The sequence below is a fragment of the Stenotrophomonas sp. 93052_Sma genome, from assembly GCF_056481145.1.
Map to the genome: position 1 here is coordinate 4,457,704 of NZ_CM151134.1, position 16,119 is coordinate 4,473,822.

Sequence of the window (16,119 nt, forward strand, 5' to 3'; positions counted from 1 at the left end):
TATCCAAGTCGGATCAACGCACTGCGCGGACTGGACCACTTGGCGTGCCGGGTGCGACCCGATGGGCCCGCGACACACGCCGGGGAGGCTTGGTTGCAACGTCCTGCAGCCTGTCCAGCAGCGGGACCGCCGTGCCGGTGCGCTCGGCAAGCCAGCGCACGACCTCGGGCTTCTCCATAGCCAACGACAGCAGCATGGTTGTGGCATCGTCGGGATAGGTCGTCTCGTTCTCGTAGCGGGAAAACGCGATCGCGCCTTTTCCAAACAGCCTGGCCGCTGCGCGCTGGGTCAAGCCGTAGCGGCGCCGGAACGCCAACACATCCTCGCCCAGCAGCAGCCCGCCGTAGTGGGCGCGCCGTGCGGCAAGTCGTCTCAGGTTCTCGATCTGCTGTGCGGCGCTGGTTGCCATAGCGCCGCATGCGGGGCACTCCATCGCCAGCAGTTCGACGACCACAGGATTGCCGCGCGGAGTGAAGTGCCGTTCGCGTGTGGATGCCACCAGCGGTGCCTGCTCGCAGGCGGGACAGAGTCGGGACGTGGCTTTGTTCATGGCGCGCTCCAATGAAACGCATGATGCTCTACAGATGGCAGCTGAGAAATACGAGCCGCAACGTTCCACACCGGCCAACAGAAAATTTCAGGTAATAGTTGATGTCGGATCGGTTCATCCGGCACTTCTGCACATCGTCATAGCGAACTGCGTAGGCGTCACATGGATGCCAGGTGCCCAACTGGTCCCTGCACCACTCTGATCCCCTATGGTCCTCCGCTTGCAGGCACAGCAGACAGTCCAGGAGGTCGCCCAGCGTCCAGCGAAGGTTTTCCAGATCTCTCTGTGCTTTGCGGGTAGCCACCCAGACATCGTCAGGCTGCAACCCGCCTGTGCGCACGCATTCCTGCAAAGCCAACAGATCAATCAAGGGAGATCCGCGAACATTGATCGTTCGGCGCGACCTGCCGCATTCCCTTGGCTGTGGCAACTGCGCCGGATCGACCCTCCACAGCTCGGGCCTCAATTTATCACCGTGATAAATTTCGTCAAGTCCATGACTTGCCTTCCGCTCCTGCCGCCGTGGGTTGGCGACTCCCGGAAGGACAACCGTGAGCCATAGGCGGAACGGTCGGAATGGGCGTTTGCGGCAGGCCAGGCGTGACAAACGCAAGGCCCGCCTGCTGCGCGGAAATTTTTCAGCGAAATCAGTGAAGTATGGTTCTGATGGATATCTGCCAGAAGCAGGCTCATCAGTAGCCTGAAGCGCGCTGGCGGCGCTGATGTGGCCTCCAGCGGGTCGTAGCCGTCATTGCCAGGGACGGCGAATCGTCCACGCATGGCGTGGATCTACTGCCACCCCGGCGATGTACCTGGCGCTGTCGCTCATGCGCAGCGCCAGGCGCATCGCCGGTGCAGATGGGCCGGTCTCCAACTCCGACCGGCCCTGATCGCGGCCGCACCCCCGCAGGCGCTGGCCGCCATCCACACACGTGCCGCACTCAGGCGGCTTCCATCAAGCTGCTTCGGATACCTTCACGTCGCGACGGGCGCGCACGGCCGCAGCCAGTCGCTCCAGCACCGTGACGGTGGTGTCCCAGTCGATGCAGCCATCGGTGATGCTCTGCCCATAGACCAGCGGCTGGCCTTCCACCAGTTCCTGGCGGCCGCCGACCAGATGGCTCTCGATCATCACGCCAACGATGCGCTGTTCGCCGTCTTCCAGCTGAACGGCGATGTCGTCGATCACCTTCGGCTGGTTCTCCGGGTTCTTCAGGCTGTTGGCATGGCTTGCGTCGATCATCAGGCGCGTCGGCAACTTGGCCTTGGCCAGCACCTGGCAGGCCTCGGCAACACTGCCTGCGTCGTAGTTCGGCTGCTTGCCGCCGCGCAGGATCACATGGCAGTCCGGGTTGCCGGTGGTCGACACGATGGCGGTACCGCCCTGCTTGGTGACCGACAGGAAGTGATGCGGATTGGACGCGGCACCTACCGCGTCGGCGGCGATCTTCACGTTGCCATCGGTGCCGTTCTTGAAGCCGACCGGGCACGACAGCCCCGAGGCCAGCTCGCGATGCACCTGGCTTTCGGTGGTGCGTGCGCCGATCGCACCCCATGCCACCAGGTCGGCGATGTACTGCGGCGAGATCACGTCGAGGAACTCGACACCGGCCGGCAGGCCCAGCTTGTTGATGTCGCGCAGCAGGCCGCGGGCGATGCGCAGGCCCTTGTCGATCTTGAAGCTGCCGTCCAGGTCCGGATCGTTGATCAGGCCCTTCCAGCCCACCGTGGTGCGCGGCTTCTCGAAGTACACGCGCATGACGATTTCCAGTTCGCCGGCCAGTGCGTCGCGCAGCGGCTTCAGGCGCTGGGCGTATTCAATGGCAGCGTTCGGGTCGTGGATCGAGCACGGGCCCACCACCACCGCCAGGCGGTCGTCACGGCCGTGCAGGATCTGGTGCAGGGCCGCGCGCGAGGCGCTGACGGTGTCGGAAGCTTCATCGTCACAAGGCAGCATCGCCAGCAGCTGGGCAGGCGGTGTCAGCGGTTCGATGGTACGGATACGCAGGTCGTCGGTGTGCGGGGGCATTGCGGGAGATCTCCGGAACGTTGGGGGTCCCCAGCGTGGCGGCATGAAAAAAGCCGCCAGGTTCGCTGGCGGCTTTCGGGAATGCGTCTGAAGCTTTCTTCAGGGTGAGCGCAGTCCTTCCTCCGCCAGTGGCTTCGGAAAGTAATACCAGTAAAAGCGGGTGGCGGCTGCGTTCATGGGATCTATTGATAGCACAGCTTTTGCGCAGTGCAAAATGTTTCATCCGCAACTGGGGACGCGGTTCAGCGAGGTGCGCACCAGCCATGCCTACGCGGCGGCAGCCACGCGAAGTTGCTCATTTACCATGCACTTCCACATCCAGCAGCAGGCCCTCATGGATGTCGGCCCAGCGCTCCAGCACGCGATCCAGCTCCTGCCGGGCTTCGTCCAGCTGCTCAGGGTTGAGCAGGGAACGCGCGGTGTAGAGGTCGGAAACCAACCGCCGCAGGGCCGATTCCGGGATGGCCACCGACGGCCCCTCCAGGCCCGGCAACTGCAACGCCGGGCTGTCGCCAAGAGGGCCGAACAGCGTGACCTGGAGCGTGCTCTGCATGATCGACTTCCCTGCGGATGGACATGGGCAATGCACTGTTTACCGTGTCTGGGTGACAGGCGCATGTGCCCCCCATGCCGAGGCCCGGGATCTGCCGGCGTCTGCCGCCCCGCTACAGGGCGGCCAGGTCGGCCAGGTGCTGGGCCATGCTGTCCGTCGCGCCTATCGCATGGGTGGTGGTGAAGTACGCATGCCAGCCGGTCGCGGCAATGCCGGCGACCAGCGCATCGACCTCCTCGCGGCTTGCACAGCGCCAGACCGCATAGAACTGCTCATCGCTGCCGTGCGGTACGCCCATGGCAATGCGGCCCATCGCCAGCGGCGTGATGCGGGCTGGATCGAACTGCTGCATGCCGGCGCCAATACGGGCGAAGAAGGCATTCCGCTGCTCGGGCGGGAGTGCGGTCCAGGCTGGTGTGGCGGTGTAGAGCTCGATGAAGGTGTGCGACATGGTGGTTCGTCCTTGAGGTTTACGAGGTTGCGGGGTTGCCGGCCAGCGGCCGGCACTACCGGAGCGAGCGCAGTGCGCGTTTGTGGATGTAGGCGTTGGCGTCGCTGTGGCGCTCGTGCTGCCAACGCGTGCACAGCTCGCGCAGCCACTGCGGCTGAGTCTTGCCGGCGTCATTGAGCCAGTTGCCGACCGAATCCTGCACATAGCGTTCCGGGTCGTCAGCCAGTGCTTCCAACATGGGTAACGCAAGTTCCGGATGCTGCTTGAACAGTGCGATATGCGTGGCCCAGACACCGCGTGGGCGCAGCGCTTCACAGGCGAAGCGGCGCAGGTACGGCGATGTTTCCTGTGTCCACGGTTGCAGGTACTCAAGCGCCTGCATCGGCGCGGCAACGATGTCCGTGCGTAGCGCCAGCCACGCCCATTCGCGCACACCGAAGTGTGGGTCATCGGCCAGCGTGCGCATCTGCTGCAGCTTCTCTGCCAACGTTGCGCGGGCATCGCTGCCGATCAGATAGCAGGCCCAGCCACGCACGGTATCGGAGCTGTGATCCTGCCAGAACTCAGGCGCACCCTGCCCCGCCTCACGCAGCAGTTGCGCGGCCAGGGCCATGCGCAGCGTGATGCCCTTGCCTGAGGCATCCTGCATGCGTTGCAGCGCTTCCGGTGCAAGCGCGGGCGCCACAACCTGCAGCAGTGCGGCGAAATCCACCGCCAGGCATTCGGCCAGATGGGTGGTGGCAACGCGGCCGGTGTTGAGTTCATGCAGGCGTTGCGCCGCAATCGCCGGACTCATGCTGCAGACTCTCGTCCAGCATCGGTGTGCTGCCAGACCTTGTGCAGCAACCGCGACAGCTGCTGCTGTTCATCGGTGTCCAGACCATTGAACAGGCCACCGATCCACTGCGTGTGCTGGTCAAACAGTGTCTCGGCCAAGCGTTTTCCCCGTGCGGTCAATACGATCTGCAGGCGACGGCCATCCTCAGCATCGCTGCGACGCTGCAGCAGTTCTTCGCGCTGCAGGCCATCGAGCAGGCCGCTGATGGTGGCGCGGGTGACGCCTGCGCGTTCGGCCAGCTCGTGGGGCGGTAGCGTGCCACCGGCCCCATGCAGCAGGAACAGCACGACGAAGCGACCCTCACTGAGCCCGTGTGGCGCCAGCCGGGTGGCGCAATCGTGGTCGATGGACGACGACAACGAGAGCAGCTGGAAGCACAGGCGCAGCTGCGCGACGTTGGCGTGGCCGCGTCGCTGCGCCTCATCCATCAGGGCATGGTGCTTGGCTTCGATCATCTCGTGATGAGCATATGATTAGGCGCCTAATCATATGCCATCCCCTTCGGCGTGGCTACCAGTCCATCACCTTCGCCGCCGGCCCGGGATGCGACGGGAACAACGGCAGTACCTCCTCGGCCAGCTCCTGCAGCACCTCGCCGGCAGGCCGCTCGGCGAACTGGATGCCCAGCGCGGCATGGTTGACGCCGGCCCGCTGCCAGGCCTGCAGCAGATCGATCAGGCCCTTGCGGCCGGTGCGCAGGGTGAAGCCACCCCGCAGCGGCATGCGTGGATGATCCGGATCGTCCACCAGGTCGATCCATTCGTTGGTCATGTGCGGACGGAAGCCGCCGTCCGGAATCAGCGCGCCCAGGCGCCGATCTTCGCGGCCAGCCGCTGCGGACCAGCGTTGTCATGGGTGGCCTCTGGGTAGGTCAGCCAGCCATCGGCATGCTGGCCGATCCATTCCAGTGGCTGGCGTGCGCCACCGGTGACGATCAGCGGAACGCGGCCACTGACCGTGGGCGGCAGCAACTGCACGCCCTGCTCGGCACCGGCATGTGTCATCCGTCCATCCGTGCCCGGCTGCAGCCAACGGCGCATCTCGTTCATTGCGGCGGCGAAACGCTCTCCGCGCGCCGCGTGCTCCAGTCCATAGGCCGGGAACTCCAGCGGTCGATCACCGGACGCCACACCCATCACCAGCCGCCCACCGGACAGCTGATCGAGCGACGCCGCGACCTTGGCCAGATCGATCGGATGGCGCAGTGGCAGCACCACGCTGCCGGTGGCCAGGGCCACGCGCTGTGTGCGCCTGCCAGCCACGCAAGGTAGGTGAATGGATCGAACAGCTGCCCCGCATCGCCGAACAACGGATCGAACAGCGGTACGTCACGCACCCATACCGCAGCGAAGCCATGGCGGTCGATCTCCTCCACCAGCCGCGCCTGGCCCTGCAGCACGGCCATGTCGCCCTGGTAGAAGCGCAGCGGCAGGTAGATGCCCAGGGTCAGCGCGTCGGCGCGGAACATGCGCTGGTAGCCCGGGTGCGTGGCAAAGACCGGCGCCGACGCGCCCGGCACTGCAATGGAATCGTTCATATGCGTCGCCTCCTTACGGTCCGGTGGCCGGCTCGGGCAGCTGCACGCCGCGCTGTACCGCAGGGCGTGCGGCAACCCGTGCGTACCACGCATCCAGATGGCGATGCCGCGACAAATCGATGTCGATGATGCGGGCGATGTGCAGCCAGCCGAAGTGGGCGATGTCGGCAATCGAGTAGTGATCGCCAGCCAACCACTCGCGTCCCTGCAGGCGCTGGTCGAGTACGCCGAACAGCTCGTCGCTCAGGCGGCGGTAGCGTTCGATTGCCGCGGAATCGGGCTGTTGTGCGAAATGCTCGAAGTGCACGCGCTGGCCGAGGATCGGGCCGACGCTGGCGGCATGGAACATCAGCCAGGTCAGCGTCTCCCAGCGCGCAACCGGTTCGGAAGGCAGCAACGCATTGCCCTGTTCGGCCAAATACATCAGGATCGCCGCCGACTCGAAGACAACGATGCCGCGCGCGCGATCTTCCAGCACGGGAATGCGACCATGCGGGTTGAGCCGCAGGAAGTCGGGATGGCGATGTTCACCATCGGCGATGTGGACGTGGTGAAGGCGATAGGGAAGACCCAGTTCTTCCAGTGCGATGGTGGCCTTGAAGCCATTGGGAGAACTGTCGGAGTACAGGTGCAGCGAAGGTTCGTTCATGGGAATCCTGGACGCAGGGAGCGACGGCATGCACCGGCCGTTGAAGGTGGCCGGGCGATGCGGGAACGGGCGCTGCAGCAGCCGTGCAACCAGTCTAGGAAGCGCTGGCGCGGGAAGGAAACGATGTCTCCTGCATGGGAAGTTGAGCGCAGCTCAACGTGAGCGGCAGGCGCGCGACAGCCTGCGGCACGCTCGATATGCTGTCGCAGCGCGGCGCGTGCCGACGCGGCTACAGGAGAATGGACATGGGTGCGGTGCTGCCGCTGCTGGGCCTGCGGGCCTTCGTTGAAACCGGCCGCCATGGCAGCCTGACCGCTGCCGCCGAAGCGATGGGGGTGACACCTGGTGCGATCAGCCAGCAATTGCGGCAGCTGCAGGAACGGCTGGGTGTGAACCTGTTCGACCGCACCCGGCATGGCGTGGTGCTCAGCGTCGCAGGCGCTCGCGTATACCCGGAACTGCTGCAGGCCTTCGAGCAGATCTCGCACAGCCTGCAGACCCTGGAGCGCTGGGAAACGCGACGCACGCTGCGCATCAGTGCGGCACCGAGCTTCGCCGCACAGTGGTTGGCACCGCGATTGGGTGCGTTCAGTGCGTTGCATCCGCAGGTGGACGTGCAGCTGGACTCGAGCGCGGCGCTGGTCGACCTGCGCCGCAAGGGGGTGGACATCGCCATCCGCCACGGTCTCGGGCGTTACCCGGGGCTGCATGCTGAGCACCTGATGGCACCGGTGCTGCTGCCGGTGGCCAGTCCGGCATTGTTGGCCGGCGCACCGACGGTGAGCTCGGTGCAGGATTGCCTGCAGCTGCCCCTGTTGCAGGACGCCGACCGCAGCGACTGGCGGCTGTGGTTCCAGGCACTGGATCTGCCCGTCGATGAACGACTGGAGCGCGGCCCTGCCTTCGATGACGACCTGTTGTTGATCCGCGCGGCGGTGGCCGGGCAAGGCGTCGCCCTGGTGCGCGACATCCATGCCGCCGAAGAGCTGGCCAGTGGCCGGCTACAGGTGGTGATCGACCAGCCCTGGCCCCAGGCCTTCGCCTACTACGCGGTGACCCATTCGGACGGCGAATCCAACGCGGCAGTACCCGCATTCATGGCCTGGTTGCGCGCGGCACTGATGATGACCCAGGATGCAGGCACACTCCCCAAGCAGGACGCAGGATGAATCGCCCAGAGATCGATGCCATTGCCGAGGCCGTAATGCGGCCGGATGCACGGCGTCTGCGCATCGCTGCACGCCATCGCCAGGCCGCACATCGGCAGCGACGTCAGCGGGTGGCCGTCGGCGCCAGTCTGATCGGCATGGTGGCGGGCCTGCTGCTTGCGCCGATCACGGGTCTGCCGTGGGTACAGGGCATGATCGCTGGCGGCGCGCTGGCCCTGCTGGTGGCCCACCTGTGGCTGCAGCGGCGCGAGGGCCGCGGGTAGATTTGCACCTGGCAGCGGCATCCATGCATGGCGTGGATCTACTATTTCGATTCCAACCGGCCACAAAAAAACCCCGCCTTGCGGCGGGGTTTTTCATTGCGGGGTGAACGCGGGGGACTTAGAAGTCCATGCCGCCCATGCCACCCATGCCGCCCATGCCACCGGCGCCGCCCATGGCCGGCTCGTCCTTCTTCGGAGCTTCGGCAACCATGGCTTCGGTGGTGATCATCAGGCCAGCGATCGAGGCCGCGTTCTGCAGCGCCGAACGGGTCACCTTGGTCGGGTCCAGGATGCCGAACTGCAGCATGTCGCCGAACTCGCCGGTGGCGGCGTTGTAGCCGAAGCTGCCGGTGCCTTCCTTGACCTTGTTGATGATGACCGACGGCTCGTCGCCGGCGTTGGCCACGATTTCGCGCAGCGGGGCTTCCATCGCGCGCAGGGCGATCTGGATGCCGTGGTTCTGGTCTTCGTTGGCGCCCTTCAGGCCGGCCAGCGCGGTGACCGCACGGACCAGGGCAACGCCGCCGCCCGGGACCACGCCTTCTTCAACGGCTGCACGGGTGGCGTGCAGGGCGTCGTCGACGCGATCCTTCTTTTCCTTCATTTCGATTTCGGTCGAAGCGCCGACCTTGATCACGGCAACGCCACCGGCCAGCTTGGCCACGCGTTCCTGCAGCTTCTCGCGGTCGTAATCCGAGGAGGTGTCCTGGATCTGGGTCTTGATCTGGCCGACGCGTGCGTCGACGGCAGCCTTGTCACCCACGCCATCGATGATGGTGGTGTTTTCCTTGGAGACCTGCACCTTCTTGGCGCGGCCCAGGTCCTTGATGGTGGCCTTTTCCAGCGACAGGCCCACTTCTTCGGAGATCACGGTGCCGCCGGTCAGCACGGCCATGTCTTCCAGCATCGCCTTGCGACGGTCGCCGAAGCCCGGCGCCTTGACGGCCACGACCTTGACGATGCCACGGATGGTGTTGACGACCAGGGTGGCCAGCGCTTCGCCTTCAACTTCTTCGGCAACGATCAGCAGCGGCTTGCCGGCCTTGGCGACGCCTTCCAGCACCGGCAGCAGGTCACGGACGTTGGAGATCTTCTTGTCGTGCAGCAGGATGAACGGGTCATCCAGGTCAGCGGTCTGCGACTGCTGGTTGTTGATGAAGTACGGGGACAGGTAGCCGCGGTCGAACTGCATGCCCTTGACCACGTCCAGCTCGTTGTCCAGGCCCGAGCCTTCTTCAACGGTGATCACGCCTTCCTTGCCGACTTCCTTCATCGCGTCAGCGATGATCTGGCCGATCGACTCGTCCGAGTTGGCCGAGATGGTACCGACCTGGGCAATCGCCTTGTCGTCGGCGGTCGGCTTGGAGATGGTCTTCAGCTCGGCAACGGCGGCCACGACGGCCTTGTCGATACCACGCTTGAGGTCCATCGGGTTCATGCCGGCGGCCACGGCCTTGGCGCCTTCGCGGATCAGGGCCTGGGCCAGCACGGTGGCGGTGGTGGTGCCGTCGCCAGCGTCGTCGTTGGTGCGGGAAGCAACTTCCTTCACCATCTGCGCACCCATGTTCTCGAACTTGTCAGCCAGTTCGATTTCCTTGGCGACGGAGACGCCGTCCTTGGTGATGGTCGGTGCGCCGAAGCTCTTTTCCAGCACGACGTTGCGGCCCTTCGGGCCCAGGGTGGCCTTGACGGCATTGGCGAGAACGTTGACGCCGCGCACCATGCGCGAACGGGCGTCTTCACCGAAACGAATATCCTTGGCAGCCATTGCAATTACCTCATTGGTAGCGCCGGACGATGCCCGGCGGCTGGGATTTGGGAATCAGGTTGAAACAGGTCGCGCCGAGGCTCAGCCGATGACGGCGAGCACGTCGTCTTCGCGCAGGACCTTGTACTCGACGCCTTCGCTCTTGTACGAGCTGCCGGCGTACTGGCCGTAGATGACCTTGTCGCCGACCTTCAGCGACGGCGCGCACGCTGCCGTTGTCCAGCGGCTTGCCCGGGCCGACGGCCACGACTTCACCCTTGGTGGACTTTTCCTTGGCCGAATCCGGAATGACGATGCCACCGGCGGAGATTTCGTCGGCTTCGATCGGCTTGACCACAACGCGGTCGTGCAGCGGCTTGATGCTCATGAGAGACCTCTTAAGTTATTGATTGGTCTGAAAAAGTCTGGCGATGTTAGCACTCACCCCAGGTGACTGCCAGCATTGCTCGCGAAAAAGCCCGATGAATCGGGAGCAGGACAGAGATGGAGCTGGCCCCGGACCTTTCAAGGCCGCTCGCGGAAAAAATTTCACTGCCCCGGGCCCACTCGATCTGCGCCCATGTGAAGGCCTGGATGCCGGTGCAACGCGGCAACCCTGTCTCTGGAATCCTCGACTTTTGGTGACTCGCGTCGCACTGTCAGATATCTGACGTTCATTTACGACAAAGTGTCACTGGATCGGCCTTAGGCTCGGCCGCGCATTCCCAATCACAAGGAGTAGTCGATGCGATTGCTGTCCCCGCTTGCCGCCGCCTGCCTGCTGGCGCTGGCCGCCGCGCCGGCCCAGGCCGAGGTCTTCATCAACGAACTGCACTACGACGACAGCACCGCCGCCGGTGACGTCGGCGAAGCCATCGAAGTGGTCGCTACCGCGGGCGAGGACCTGTCCGGCTACCGCCTCTATCTCTACAACGGCAGCAATCCTTCAGCCGCCACGGTCTACGCCAACAATCCGGTCCCGGCCGGCACCGCCGCGGGTTGCGGCAGCGCCACCCTGGCCGTGGTCAGCTACCCGACCAACGGCCTGCAGAACGGTCCGAACGACGGCATCGCCCTGGTCGATGCCAGCGGCAAGGTGGTCCAGTTCCTCAGCTACGAGGGCGCCATCACCGCCTCCGGTGGCCCTGCCGCCGGCATGACCAGCCAGAACATTCCGGTGGCCGAGACCAACAGCACGGCCCCGGGCACCTCGCTTCAGCTGACCGGCAGCGGCAGCCAGTACGCCCACTTCACCTGGGCCGAATCGGCCAGGCAGACGTTTGGCAGCTGCAACAACGGCCAGACCTTCAGCGGGGGTGGCACCCCGGGCCCGAACACGCCGCCGTCGGTCTCCACCACCACCCCGGCGCAGGGCAGCAGCACCTTCCCGGCCGCCGCCGACCTGGAAGTGGTGTTCAGCGAGACGGTGAACCTGGCCAGCGGCGCCTTCGCCCTGAGCTGCGGCACCTCCGGCAGCGTGCCGCTGACCTACCCGGCCAGCGGCCGCAGCGTGAAGCTGTCCACCAACACCGCGCTGGTGGCCGGGGAAGCCTGCCGCTTCGACATCCGCGCCGCGCGCATCACCGACCTGCAGGGGGCGCACCCCGCCGCCGACAGCCGCATCGCCTTCACCGTGGCCAGCACCGGCGGCAATCCGGACCCGGGCAACCCGGGCGTGCCGGCCGGTTACTACTCCAAGGTCAATACCAGCAGCCCCAGCCAGCTGCGCTGCTCGCTGCACGCCACCATCAAGGGCCACACCGTCTACCCGTACAGCGGCTCGGGCACCAGCACCTGGACCATCCTGGAAATCGCCGACGAGGATCCGAACAACAGCGGCAGGATCCTGGATGCGTACCGCAACCGCAGCTACGCCAAGGTGACCGACCGCGCCGGCAGCGGCGGCGGCCTGAAGTACAACCGCGAGCACACCTGGCCGAACTCGCTGGGCTTTGCCAGCACCACCGGCGACAAGGGCCTGCCGTACGCGCCGTACACCGACACCCACATGCTGTACCTGACCGACGCGCAGTGGAACGCCGACCGTGGCAACAAGCCGTTCGGCAAGTGCGACGCCAACTGCGGCGAACGTGCCACCGAGGCCAACAACGGCCAGCGCGGCGGCAGCGGCGGCTACCCGGGCAACTCCAACTGGGTGCGCACGCCGGACGGCAACACCGGCACCTTCGAGGTGTGGGGCAAGCGCAAGGGCGACATGGCGCGTGCGGTGATGTACATGGCGATCCGCTACGAGGGCGGCAAGGATGCGGCCACCGGCCAGTCCGAGCCGGACCTGGAGCTGACCGACGACCGCAGCAGGATCGTCAAGACCAGCAGTTCGCCGGCCTACATGGGCCTGCTCTCGACGCTGATCGACTGGCACCTGTCCGATCCGCCGGATGATGCCGAGCGTGCCCGCAACGACGTGATCTACAGCTTCCAGGGCAACCGCAACCCGTTCATCGACCACCCCGAGTGGGCGACCCCGGGCCTGTTCACCTCGGCCAAGCCGGCCTCCTGCCAGCTGGCCAACTGACCGCGCAACGCAGCGGTCCACTGCCGCCGCCGGGCCCTGACCCGGCGGCGGCCCTATACTCGACGGTCATGTCGACCGTCGATTCCGTCCTGCTGCTGTTGACCACCTGCCCGGACCGGGCCAGTGCCGAGCGCATCGCGCACGCGCTGGTCGGCGAGCGCTTGGCCGCGTGCGTGACCCGCCTCGATGGCGCGCAGTCGACCTACCGCTGGCAGGGCGAGGTGACCACCGACGCCGAGCTGCAGCTGCTGGTGAAAACCACCGCGAGTCGCGTCGATGACGCGATTGCCCGGATCGTCGAACTGCATCCGTATGAACTCCCGGAGTGCATTGCGGTCGAAACCCGGGCCGGCCTGCCGGCGTATCTGGACTGGATCCGGGCACAGACCCGGGAGGACACTGATTGAAGACTCTGTTTGCGCGTGGCGCCGCCTTGTGCGCCCTGTTGTGGCTCTCGCTGCCGGCCTTCGCGCTGGATGAGAAGGACCTGCTGCCGGTGGACCAGGCGTTCGCGCTGACCGCCAGCGCCCCCGAACGGGGCCAGGTGCAGCTGCAGTTCAAGATCGCACCGGGCTATTACCTGTATCGCCACCGCACCAGCGTCAAGGCGGATCCGGCCTTCAATGCCGGCGCGCTGCAGATGCCCAAGGGCGACAAGCACCACGACGATTTCTTCGGCGAAGTCGAAACCTATCGCGAACGCCTGCAGGCCACCCTGCCCGGCACGCCGACCGACGCCGCCGGCACCATCAGCCTGGAAGTGCGTTACCAGGGCTGCGCCGATGCCGGTGTCTGCTACCCGCCGCAGAAGCGCGTGGTGCAGGTCACCCTGCCGGGCGCCGGTGCGGCGGCCACGGTGCCTGCCGCGCGTACCGGTGCCGCAAGCCCGTTCAACAACCCGCTGGCCGGTGCCGGCAACAGCGGTGGCCTGCGCCTGCCGGGCGCGGCCAGCAACAGCCAGGCGCTGCCGCTGCCGTCGGAGCAGGCGTTCGGCTTCGACGCCATCGCCAGCGACGGCAATACCCTGCTGCTGCGCTTCAGCCCGGCGCCGGGCTACTACCTGTATCGCGACCGCACTTCGGTGAAGCTGGACGGCAGTACCGGTGTGCTGGCCGACAAGCTGCGCTGGCCTGCCGCACAGTCGCATCGCGACGAACACTTCGGCGATGTCTCGGTGTACTTCAACCAGGTGGAAGTGCCGCTGCCGCTGCGCCGCTCCATCGCCGATGCGGTCGACAGCACTCTGGTGGTGACCTTCCAGGGTTGCCAGACCGATGGCATCTGCTACCCGCCGATGACCCGCCGGGTGAAGCTGTCCATTCCGGCCGGCAAGGTCAGCAGCAGTGCCGACCAGGCGCCACCGCGCAATGAGGTGATCAGCCCGCTGCCCGCTGCCAACGGCGCGCCACGCGAAGCCGCCAACGGCGCGCCGCTGCGCCTGCTGCCAACCGTGCCCAATACGGATGCAACGGCCCCTGCTGCAGGTGACGGCACCGCCAGCAGTGAGTTCGCCGCCGATGCACAGGGTGACAACGCGCTGCGCACGCGACCGCCGGTGACCACGCCGAATCCGGACCGTTCGTTCGTATGGGTCCTGCTGCTGGCGCTGGCCGGTGGCCTGGTACTGAACCTGATGCCCTGCGTGCTGCCGATCCTGTCGCTGAAGGTCCTGAGCCTGGCGCAGAGTGGCGAAAGCCCGCAGCGCGCGCGCAGCCATGCCCTCTGGTACACGCTGGGCGTCTTGGTCGCGTTCGCGGTGATCGGTGCGTTGATGGTTGGCCTGCGCGCGATCGGCAACGCCGTCGGCATCGGCTTCCAGCTGCAGCACCCGGGCGTGGTGGCGGCGCTGGCCTACATCATGTTCGCGGTGGGCCTGAGCCTGTCCGGCGTGTTCACACTGGGCGGCGGCATCGGCAACCTCGGCCAGTCGCTGGCCAGCCGCAGTGGCCCGGCCGGTGATTTCTTCACCGGTGCTCTGGCCTGCGTGGTCGGCAGTGCCTGCGTCGGCCCGTTCATGGGCGGCGCGATTGCCTACGCGTTCATTGCCCCGCCGCTGAAGGCGATGACCGTGTTCCTGTTCCTCGGCCTGGGCCTGGCCCTGCCGTTCCTGCTGATCGGCTTCGTGCCGGCGCTGGCGCGCCGCCTGCCCAAGCCGGGCCCGTGGATGGAAACGCTCAAGCACGTGCTGGCCTTCCCGATGTATGCCACCGTGCTGTGGCTGCTGTGGGTGCTGGGCAAGCAGCGCGGCGTGGACGGCATGGCGCTGGTGCTGGGTGGCCTGCTGCTGCTGGCCTTCGGTCTGTGGCTGTTTGAACGCAACCGCTGGACCGGCTCGCGCGCCGTCACCCTGCTCGGCGTGCTGCTGGCGATCGGTGCACTGGTTCCGGCCTGGGGCGTGACCCAGCTGGCAGCGCCGGCGCGTGCCGCACAGGCGGCCACTGACAACGTGGTCGAATACTCGCCGCAGCTGCTGGATCGCCTGCGCGCCGACAACCGCGTGGTGTTCGTGAACATGACCGCCGACTGGTGCGTGAGCTGCAAGGCCAACGAGCGCGCCGTGCTGTCGCGCCCAGAGTTCAAGGAACTGCTCAAGCGCACCAACGCGGTGTACATGCGCGGTGACTACACCAACGTCGATCCGCAGATCACCACGTTCCTGGAAGAGCACAAGGCCGTGGGCGTGCCGCTGTACGTGGTGTACGGCCCCGGCGCACCGCCGACCGTGCTGCCGACCCTGCTGACCCAGGCGGTGGTCGAGGAAGCGCTGCTGCGCACCGCACGATGAAATGGCAACGGCCAGCGCTGCTGTGGACAGCGGTGCTGGCCGCCGGCCTCGGCCTGTGGGCCGGGCATCGATTGGCTCCCGCGCCGGCTGCGCCTGAGGCCATGCCAGCGGCGCCTGCGGTGGCGGCGGTGGCACCCGCCCTGCAGGTCGGCGACAGCCTGCCCGCGCTGTCGCTGCCCGATCTTGAAGGCCGACCGCTGGACCTGCGCCAGCACGCTACCGGCCGCCCGCTGTTGATCAATGTCTGGGCCAGCTGGTGCGCGCCCTGCGTTGAAGAAATGCCTGAACTGGCGCGCTTTGCCCACACCCAGGGCGATAACGGTGTGCAGGTTCTTGGCCTGGCGCTGGATACGCCGGAAGACGTGCGCGGTTTCCTGCAGCGGGTACCGGTGGATTACCCGATCGTGATCGAGACACCCGGGCCACGCGATGCCAGCGTGCAGCTGGGCAATACGCAGGGCCTGCTGCCCTACAGCGTGCTGTTCGATGCACAGGGCCGGCTGGTGAAGGCGAAGCTGGGGCCGTTCGCCCACGGCGAGATCGACAGCTGGGTGAAGTGAGGGTGTTTTTTGCAGGGCTTGCAGCCCTGCACCCTGCTCAATGCAACGGCAACAGCCAAAGCCAAAGCGGGCATTCCGTGGGATGGCGGGACGGTATCGGAGTGCGGGGACGCTGCAAGTACATCCCTGTAAGCTTGGCAGCCGCATCCATGCGGCTGACACCCCGCACTCCGACACCGCCCCACCTCTGACAGATCTTCGCGGCTGTTGGTAGGTGTCGACCTTGGTCGACACATCTGTCAGATATCGAATGAAATTCCGGGGTCAGATCCGTTTTCCTGCGGAAAACGGATCTGACCCCAAAAGTATTTCCGACAGATCGCAGGAAACTGTCGTAGGCGGGGTGGGTCCGGTTGAGGGGGCGTGAGCGCCATGGATGGCGCGACCGAGGCTACATGGACGTATTCACGCCGTCCCCCGCAACCGGACCCACCCCGCCTCCTCACAGGAAA

General features: G+C 66.1%; 17 protein-coding genes and 1 pseudogene. 6 read left to right on the top strand and 12 right to left on the bottom strand.

Translation table 11 applies throughout. From position 1 onward, the window contains the following. Positions 1-13: 13 nt before the first annotated feature. The 10 genes from ACZK2V_RS20810 to ACZK2V_RS20855 all read right to left on the bottom strand — a co-directional run bounded on the left by ACZK2V_RS20810 (position 14) and on the right by ACZK2V_RS20855 (position 6,607). The gene (locus ACZK2V_RS20810; RefSeq protein WP_107433214.1) at positions 14-550 is read right to left on the bottom strand and encodes a type II TA system antitoxin MqsA family protein; all 537 of its coding nucleotides are present in this window, start codon (positions 548-550) and stop codon (positions 14-16) included. 955 nt (positions 551-1,505) lie between these two features. Then, a complete protein-coding gene (locus ACZK2V_RS20815; RefSeq protein WP_107433212.1) occupies positions 1,506-2,579 on the bottom strand; it encodes a 3-deoxy-7-phosphoheptulonate synthase in 1,074 nt (357 codons plus the stop codon). A 295-nt stretch (positions 2,580-2,874) separates the two neighbouring features. Next, complete coding sequence (locus ACZK2V_RS20820) at positions 2,875-3,132, bottom strand: hypothetical protein (RefSeq protein WP_005414620.1); 258 nt, start codon at positions 3,130-3,132, stop codon at positions 2,875-2,877. A 112-nt stretch (positions 3,133-3,244) separates the two neighbouring features. Beyond that, the gene (locus ACZK2V_RS20825) at positions 3,245-3,583 is read right to left on the bottom strand and encodes a DUF6616 family protein (protein ID WP_107433210.1); all 339 of its coding nucleotides are present in this window, start codon (positions 3,581-3,583) and stop codon (positions 3,245-3,247) included. 55 nt (positions 3,584-3,638) lie between these two features. Continuing rightward, on the bottom strand, positions 3,639-4,379 hold the full coding sequence (locus ACZK2V_RS20830) for a DNA alkylation repair protein (RefSeq protein ID WP_486322753.1): 741 nt from the start codon (positions 4,377-4,379) through the stop codon (positions 3,639-3,641). Continuing rightward, positions 4,376-4,876, bottom strand: a complete 501-nt coding sequence (locus ACZK2V_RS20835) for a MarR family winged helix-turn-helix transcriptional regulator (protein WP_486322754.1) — start codon at positions 4,874-4,876, stop codon at positions 4,376-4,378. The genes ACZK2V_RS20830 and ACZK2V_RS20835 overlap by 4 nt, the downstream gene beginning before the upstream one ends. A gap of 55 nt (positions 4,877-4,931) precedes the next feature. Continuing rightward, positions 4,932-5,192 carry a hypothetical protein gene (locus ACZK2V_RS20840; RefSeq protein ID WP_486322755.1) on the bottom strand — a complete coding sequence of 87 codons (261 nt, stop codon included), beginning with the start codon at positions 5,190-5,192 and terminating at the stop codon, positions 4,932-4,934. A 26-nt stretch (positions 5,193-5,218) separates the two neighbouring features. Next, entirely contained in the window at positions 5,219-5,659 is a 441-nt protein-coding gene (locus ACZK2V_RS20845; protein WP_486322756.1) for an LLM class flavin-dependent oxidoreductase, read from the bottom strand. Beyond that, positions 5,557-5,958 carry a hypothetical protein gene (locus ACZK2V_RS20850; protein WP_486322757.1) on the bottom strand — a complete coding sequence of 134 codons (402 nt, stop codon included), beginning with the start codon at positions 5,956-5,958 and terminating at the stop codon, positions 5,557-5,559. Before ACZK2V_RS20850 ends, ACZK2V_RS20845 begins: the two co-directional genes overlap by 103 nt. A gap of 13 nt (positions 5,959-5,971) precedes the next feature. Beyond that, positions 5,972-6,607, bottom strand: coding sequence for a glutathione S-transferase family protein (locus ACZK2V_RS20855; protein ID WP_189720113.1), 636 nt, complete (start codon positions 6,605-6,607; stop codon positions 5,972-5,974). 245 nt (positions 6,608-6,852) lie between these two features. Here ACZK2V_RS20855 and ACZK2V_RS20860 point away from each other — a divergent pair, with 245 nt between their 5' ends. Further along, the gene (locus ACZK2V_RS20860) at positions 6,853-7,776 is read left to right on the top strand and encodes a LysR substrate-binding domain-containing protein (RefSeq protein ID WP_071227879.1); all 924 of its coding nucleotides are present in this window, start codon (positions 6,853-6,855) and stop codon (positions 7,774-7,776) included. Beyond that, on the top strand, positions 7,773-8,039 hold the full coding sequence (locus ACZK2V_RS20865) for a hypothetical protein (protein ID WP_071227880.1): 267 nt from the start codon (positions 7,773-7,775) through the stop codon (positions 8,037-8,039). The genes ACZK2V_RS20860 and ACZK2V_RS20865 overlap by 4 nt, the downstream gene beginning before the upstream one ends. Before the next feature lie 118 nt (positions 8,040-8,157). On the opposite strand, the gene groL is transcribed toward ACZK2V_RS20865, so the two are convergent. After that, positions 8,158-9,807 carry a chaperonin GroEL gene (groL, locus tag ACZK2V_RS20870; RefSeq protein WP_071227881.1) on the bottom strand — a complete coding sequence of 550 codons (1,650 nt, stop codon included), beginning with the start codon at positions 9,805-9,807 and terminating at the stop codon, positions 8,158-8,160. 81 nt (positions 9,808-9,888) lie between these two features. Beyond that, a pseudogene (locus ACZK2V_RS20875) lies at positions 9,889-10,174 on the bottom strand (co-chaperone GroES). Between the two features lie 357 nt (positions 10,175-10,531). Between ACZK2V_RS20875 and ACZK2V_RS20880 the strand changes: the two are divergent. The 4 genes from ACZK2V_RS20880 to ACZK2V_RS20895 all read left to right on the top strand — a co-directional run bounded on the left by ACZK2V_RS20880 (position 10,532) and on the right by ACZK2V_RS20895 (position 15,667). Next, a complete protein-coding gene (locus ACZK2V_RS20880; RefSeq protein ID WP_486322758.1) occupies positions 10,532-12,322 on the top strand; it encodes an endonuclease in 1,791 nt (596 codons plus the stop codon). A gap of 68 nt (positions 12,323-12,390) precedes the next feature. Further along, a complete protein-coding gene (cutA, locus tag ACZK2V_RS20885; RefSeq protein ID WP_189720114.1) occupies positions 12,391-12,729 on the top strand; it encodes a divalent-cation tolerance protein CutA in 339 nt (112 codons plus the stop codon). Continuing rightward, a complete protein-coding gene (locus ACZK2V_RS20890) occupies positions 12,726-15,107 on the top strand; it encodes a protein-disulfide reductase DsbD family protein (RefSeq protein WP_189720115.1) in 2,382 nt (793 codons plus the stop codon). The genes cutA and ACZK2V_RS20890 overlap by 4 nt, the downstream gene beginning before the upstream one ends. Further along, positions 15,104-15,667, top strand: coding sequence for a TlpA family protein disulfide reductase (locus ACZK2V_RS20895; RefSeq protein ID WP_107433205.1), 564 nt, complete (start codon positions 15,104-15,106; stop codon positions 15,665-15,667). Before ACZK2V_RS20890 ends, ACZK2V_RS20895 begins: the two co-directional genes overlap by 4 nt. Positions 15,668-16,119: the final 452 nt, after the last annotated feature.

Coding starts and splice junctions, on each gene's coding strand:
- ACZK2V_RS20815 (WP_107433212.1), bottom strand. CDS start 2,579: ATGCCCCCGCACACCGACGACCTGCGTATCCGTACCATCGAACCGCTG.
- ACZK2V_RS20880 (WP_486322758.1), top strand. CDS start 10,532: ATGCGATTGCTGTCCCCGCTTGCCGCCGCCTGCCTGCTGGCGCTGGCC.
- ACZK2V_RS20860 (WP_071227879.1), top strand. CDS start 6,853: ATGGGTGCGGTGCTGCCGCTGCTGGGCCTGCGGGCCTTCGTTGAAACC.
- groL (WP_071227881.1), bottom strand. CDS start 9,807: ATGGCTGCCAAGGATATTCGTTTCGGTGAAGACGCCCGTTCGCGCATG.
- ACZK2V_RS20820 (WP_005414620.1), bottom strand. CDS start 3,132: ATGCAGAGCACGCTCCAGGTCACGCTGTTCGGCCCTCTTGGCGACAGC.
- ACZK2V_RS20810 (WP_107433214.1), bottom strand. CDS start 550: ATGAACAAAGCCACGTCCCGACTCTGTCCCGCCTGCGAGCAGGCACCG.
- ACZK2V_RS20855 (WP_189720113.1), bottom strand. CDS start 6,607: ATGAACGAACCTTCGCTGCACCTGTACTCCGACAGTTCTCCCAATGGC.
- ACZK2V_RS20840 (WP_486322755.1), bottom strand. CDS start 5,192: ATGACCAACGAATGGATCGACCTGGTGGACGATCCGGATCATCCACGC.
- ACZK2V_RS20850 (WP_486322757.1), bottom strand. CDS start 5,958: ATGAACGATTCCATTGCAGTGCCGGGCGCGTCGGCGCCGGTCTTTGCC.
- ACZK2V_RS20825 (WP_107433210.1), bottom strand. CDS start 3,583: ATGTCGCACACCTTCATCGAGCTCTACACCGCCACACCAGCCTGGACC.
- ACZK2V_RS20895 (WP_107433205.1), top strand. CDS start 15,104: ATGAAATGGCAACGGCCAGCGCTGCTGTGGACAGCGGTGCTGGCCGCC.
- cutA (WP_189720114.1), top strand. CDS start 12,391: ATGTCGACCGTCGATTCCGTCCTGCTGCTGTTGACCACCTGCCCGGAC.
- ACZK2V_RS20835 (WP_486322754.1), bottom strand. CDS start 4,876: ATGATCGAAGCCAAGCACCATGCCCTGATGGATGAGGCGCAGCGACGC.
- ACZK2V_RS20865 (WP_071227880.1), top strand. CDS start 7,773: ATGAATCGCCCAGAGATCGATGCCATTGCCGAGGCCGTAATGCGGCCG.
- ACZK2V_RS20830 (WP_486322753.1), bottom strand. CDS start 4,379: ATGAGTCCGGCGATTGCGGCGCAACGCCTGCATGAACTCAACACCGGC.